Origin of the sequence: Pseudoalteromonas sp. P1-16-1b, from assembly GCF_001401785.1 — a bacterium.
Classification (GTDB): domain Bacteria; phylum Pseudomonadota; class Gammaproteobacteria; order Enterobacterales; family Alteromonadaceae; genus Pseudoalteromonas; species Pseudoalteromonas undina.
Window position 1 is genome coordinate 1 of record NZ_LKGQ01000044.1, and the last position, 5,201, is coordinate 5,201.

Here is a 5,201-nt window from a genome sequence, read left to right on the forward strand (position 1 = left end):
GTAAAGTGCCTTTTTATTTACTCAAATCTAATTAATTACAGCGCGTTAAATACATCATCTGTTTTAGCAGCGCAAATGAAGTCATTTTTGTGTAACAACGTAATCGTTATTTTTATCTCATTTCATAAGTAAACGAAATGATTAAATTCCCTCTAAGCTGCATTAAAATAAAATTTACATAATTAACTTACTGATGGTATAACTGAACATGTTTTGGGAACGAGCTGGTGAAAAATCAGGCTGCTAGCTAAAAACCTCACTCAGCTAGCTACCTCTTAAACCCTTTATGTAAAAAAGTGAAAGCTTAAACCGTGTTCACCCTATTTTAAAATAGTAAAAGCAGACAGCAGGTTGACTAATGGAAGAGTATTTAATCGTAAAACAACAAAAGAAAATTCCATTTATTATTGGAGCTTTATTGTTGTTAATAGCTCTTGGCTATTCAATTAAAGTAGTGCTGTTATCTAATGAAATACCTGCTCGTTATTTGAAACCAATACTCATATCTAAAATATCCTCGCCTAATATACTAAAAGGTATTGGCACTATAGAGCCTACACAAAAGGAGCTGTTATCTGCGCCTCTAAAAGGCAATATAACTGCACTTACAATTCGTGAAGGGCAAATCATAAAAAAAGGCCAAGTATTGGCAAAGCTCGTTAACTACGAATTAGAGCAAGAAATACATACCGCTAACTATGAACAACTGAATTTAGAGTCACAAGTAGCCATTGATAAGAGCAACTTAGCAATCAAACTTTCACAAGCTAAGGTCGATTTATCTAAAGCTCAAATGGCACTGCAACAACAATTACTTGAATTGAACGCTAATAATGTTTTGATGGAACAGGGTATTATTTCTGCTATTCGCTTTAAGCAAAGTGAAATGCTATATAAACAAAGTGAACTTGAAGTAAACGCTAAAAAAGAAGAACTTAACTTATTTAAAGGCGCATTTAATCAACAATTAATAGCGCTTAATAATAAAATGAGTATAGCTAAAAACAAGCTTAACTATTTAAATAAACGCCAAGAACAACTCACTCTTAAGTCAAGTTTCGACGGAATTGTAAGCCAACATTTAGCTAAATTAGGCCAAGCAGTTACTCAAGGTCAGCCTTTGTTTGAGTTAATAGAAACAGATAATCTACTGGCAAAAATACAAGTTCCTCAATATTCATCTAATCAATTAGTAATTGGTCAACACGCCGACATAATCACACCAAGTGGAACGATAAAAGCCAAGGTTGAATATATTGATACTGTAATAAGGGATGGAGCTATTAATGTATTTTTAAATATTGAGACGCCACCTCCATGGCTTAGAAGTAGTCAAGCAATAGAAGCTCATATTTATTCTGAAGAATCTATAACAGTGCAAAATATTAAAAAACCAAGTGACTTTGATAGCCATAGCCAATGGAAGGTTTATGAGATAACGCCATCAAGCAAAGCTATTCTTACCCATATAAATTACAAATCGATCGAGCAATACACGTTAAGCTTAGATGAACCACTAAAAGGTAACTATGTGTTACTAATACCAGCTGATTACGCTACTGAAAATAACTTTGATTTAAAAGGTGCTTTTTGATGGATTATCCACTAATCGAATTTAACAATGTTTTTTATCAATACCCTAATACCAAAGTTAATACCCTTAAATCTATAAATTTTAAAATAAACAGTGGCGATTACATTGCAATTTCGGGGACTTCTGGCAGTGGTAAAAGTACCCTACTCTCTATTTTAGGCTTACTAAACTTACCTAGCGAAGGGCAATACACTATTTTAGGCACTAACACAGCAGAGCTAACCCCGGATGCTATTGCCACTATTAAAAATAGAGAATTTGGCTTTATATTTCAAAACTTTAATTTATTAAATCATTTAAGCGTTTTTGATAACGTTGCTTTGCCACTTAGTTACAACAAGTCTGTATCAAGAAATGATTATCAAAAAAAAGTAGAAACTGCACTTAATAAAGTAAACATGCTTGAGTTTATTAACACAAAGCCAAATCAATTATCGGGGGGGCAGCAGCAACGCGTGGCTATTGCTCGAGCACTAATAAACGAGCCTTCTATTATTTTAGCCGACGAGCCAACCGGTAATTTAGATTCAAACAATAGCGATAAAATATATCAGTTACTCAATAAGCTAAATCACGAAGGTAAAACCATTTGCTTAATAACACATGATGAAAACCATGCTAAGACGGCAAAAACGCGCATGTATATTCAAGATGGCAATCTAAGTGCTCAAGGGTATTAATGCGTCACTTAATCATTGATTTAACTTTTAATTGGCTAAAATACGCTAAGACAAATATTAAATTATGGCTCAGCTGCTTATTACTAAGTATTCCATTATGTTTAATTTTAAACACAAGTAATATTCATAGTCAGTATTTATCGGCTGATTACACGGCTATAAATAACAGTCAAGCTATTAAGCAAATTTATTTAAATGATTCTCAAACGGACCTACCCGTTGATGGATATATATTTGATGAAATCACTTTATTACACAATAACCTAACTGGCATTTTTGAGCGTTCAATCGAATTATCATTTAAGCGTTCAGTTAACCATGAAAGTGAGACAGCTAAAGTAAACTTCATATCGGGCGGCTATGAAGAATTAGGTATAATCCCCACTGTAGGTAGCTATGAGCAGTTAGATTTTCCAAAGCAAGGCAGCGCACTAAGTGCTGCTATTAGTTATTCATTTTGGCAAACTCACTTTGAGGGAGCAGCTAACGTTCTTGGCAAACAACTTATAGTTAATAAAAAAAACATAAATATTGTTGCAGTAATGCCAGAGGCTTTTACAAGTTTTAGGCGTAATTATAAGTCAGACCTTATTATTCCATACGATCAGCTTAAACAAGTACTCCCTCAAGAGAGCAGCCTAACTCCAGATACGTTTACTTATATATTAGGGAACATTAAAAACGAAGCCGCTTTTTTAAAACCACTAAACAAGCACTTGCAAACCGAGATGTTTATATTTGATAACACCGAGCTTAAATTCAGTAATGGCATTGGCATTAACCCAACTCACTTTAACAAAGTGGTAAAACGCCTCAATCTATTACAATTATTATATTATATTTTGCTAACATTCAGCTTTATAGCATTTTGTGCGTTTTATTGCGCTGAATCCATAAAAAAGCAACAAGAAGAAACTATTCGTAAATTGTGCGGAGCAAATACTACGCATATTTTTATCCAGCAAATTATTGATATAACTCTTACCAGCTTACTACTCATAATTGTAATTTGTGCTCTTTACCCGCTGAGTAATCACATTAGTACTCTATTATTACCAAGCTTAAAGCAGCTTAGCATTGCATTTTCATCAAGTAAGTTCGTCATATTTTATGGCTCTATAACTATATTTTTATTTATGCTTAATTATCTTCAAAGAAAGTGGATAACCACAAGTATTGGTCGTGGGCAAAGCGCAACTATAAGCGAAAAAATTCAGGTTTTTTCGTTACTTTCATTACTTACGAGCCTTGCCATTACAAGTGTTTACATTAGTAGTTTAGTTATATTTAGCCAAATTAATTTAAATAATAAAAATATGGGATTTGTTGCTGATAATATTTTAATTGCTAGTTTTAGCTTCCCGCAATCATCTAGCGAAGCATTTAACGCAAATAACTCCGCCCAACAATTGATGCAGCAATTAAATTCAATTTCTATTGTTGATGAAGTATCGCTTAGTTCAGTCCCGCCGCTATCGAAACGCAGTGGTTTTAGCAAATGGTATACCGTTACCGGGCAAGCTATAAGCTCAGGTAAAAGTGCCAGCACTGCAAGTCATAGAATAAGCCCTCAGTATTTTAAAACTATTGGCGCTAAGCTTATCTCAGGTCAAAGTGTGCAATGGCAGCAATATCAAAAAGTTGTAGTTAACAAGGCTTTATGGGAACAATACTTTGAAGGCACAGAGTTGAGTCAAGCTTATTTATTAGCTCAATTTAATACAGGGAAAATAAAACATAAAGTGGTGGGTGTTGTTAATAATATATATAACGAAGGAGCAGATACACCGGCACAACCCATAGTCTATAGTGTAATAAGTGCACTTACAGGTTTTGAAACAATTATAATTAAAACCAATACGCCTATCAAACATGTTGAAAATGAACTAAAAAAGGCACTTAAGACATTAAGTGTAAGCTTTAACGATTTATCTCTTACGCCCCTTTCATCTCTAGTAAAAAATGAACAAGCACCGAGAAAGGCATTACTCATAATTACAATTGTCTGTGCAATAATTCTTTTACTTTCTGCACTTTTATACAACTACAGCAGCATAAAACAACTCACAGCTAAGTCATCAACGGAACTCGCCCTAAGGCGTGCTGTAGGTGCTCGTAGCTATCAAATATGTTATTTATTTTTGAGGTTGTTTTTTATTACATTTATGGTCGCTCATATTATTATCATTACTGTCTTTTTTTCTCAATATGAAAAGCTAAATGACTTTTTATTCAAGCAGCCTATTTTTGATCTAAACACTATAATTATAGTGCATTTAATCATTTTGCTAGCGGTTGTATTTATTATTGCTATAGAGATTAAAAAAACACTGAGTAACTCTTGGAACAACTTAACTTAAGGATAAACATGTACAAATTAATTATAGCCTTACTACTTTTGTATAGCGATAACACGTACGCCGAGAATTATAGCTTCTCGCATTACCAAATGGTTAAGTCGCCCATTAATAATACCGCTCCACAAATGTTTTTATTTAACAGCAAAGGCGAGTTAATGCATTACTCAGATAAATATTTACCCAATATTTTATCTATTTTTAAAAATAAACAAAGCCATCCTGATTCTGATTTACTTAAAAGTAATTTAGAACAACTATTAACAACATTACCCGATTTTACCCAACAAAAATATACGTTAATTTATACTTCGATAGATGAGGATGTAGGCCCTTGTCCGCCTTGTAGGCAACAAGAAAAAACTATCGACATTCTCAAAAATAAGTTTTCTGATAAACAGCTAAAGGTTCATTCAATTTCTATCAATGCTAGTGACTATGGCATGCTGAACGCAGATAAAACCTAAGTAACTAACCACACATAAAAAAGGCACTGTAAAGTGCCTTTTTATTTACTCAAATCTAATTAATTACAGCGCGTTAAATACATCATCTGTTTTAGCAGCGCAA

At 33.4% G+C, this 5,201-nt stretch carries 4 protein-coding genes and 1 pseudogene; 4 read left to right on the top strand and 1 reads right to left on the bottom strand.

What is annotated here, in order from left to right; genetic code table 11:
• Positions 1 to 35: 35 nt before the first annotated feature.
• Positions 36 to 113: pseudogene (locus tag AN392_RS18820) on the bottom strand (4a-hydroxytetrahydrobiopterin dehydratase); the annotation flags it as partial.
• 245 nt (positions 114 to 358) lie between these two features.
• On the opposite strand from AN392_RS18820, the gene AN392_RS18010 reads away from it, so the two are divergent.
• The 4 genes from AN392_RS18010 to AN392_RS18025 are packed head-to-tail and all read left to right on the top strand — an operon-like array spanning position 359 to position 5,098.
• On the top strand, positions 359 to 1,594 hold the full coding sequence (locus AN392_RS18010; RefSeq protein ID WP_055013470.1) for an HlyD family secretion protein: 1,236 nt from the start codon (positions 359 to 361) through the stop codon (positions 1,592 to 1,594).
• Positions 1,594 to 2,274 (top strand): ABC transporter ATP-binding protein, encoded by a 681-nt coding sequence (locus AN392_RS18015; RefSeq protein ID WP_055013471.1) that lies wholly within the window; start codon positions 1,594 to 1,596, stop codon positions 2,272 to 2,274. The genes AN392_RS18010 and AN392_RS18015 overlap by 1 nt, the downstream gene beginning before the upstream one ends.
• Complete coding sequence (locus AN392_RS18020) at positions 2,274 to 4,634, top strand: hypothetical protein (protein WP_055013472.1); 2,361 nt, start codon at positions 2,274 to 2,276, stop codon at positions 4,632 to 4,634. The genes AN392_RS18015 and AN392_RS18020 overlap by 1 nt, the downstream gene beginning before the upstream one ends.
• Before the next feature lie 8 nt (positions 4,635 to 4,642).
• A complete protein-coding gene (locus AN392_RS18025; RefSeq protein WP_055013473.1) occupies positions 4,643 to 5,098 on the top strand; it encodes a hypothetical protein in 456 nt (151 codons plus the stop codon).
• Positions 5,099 to 5,201: the final 103 nt, after the last annotated feature.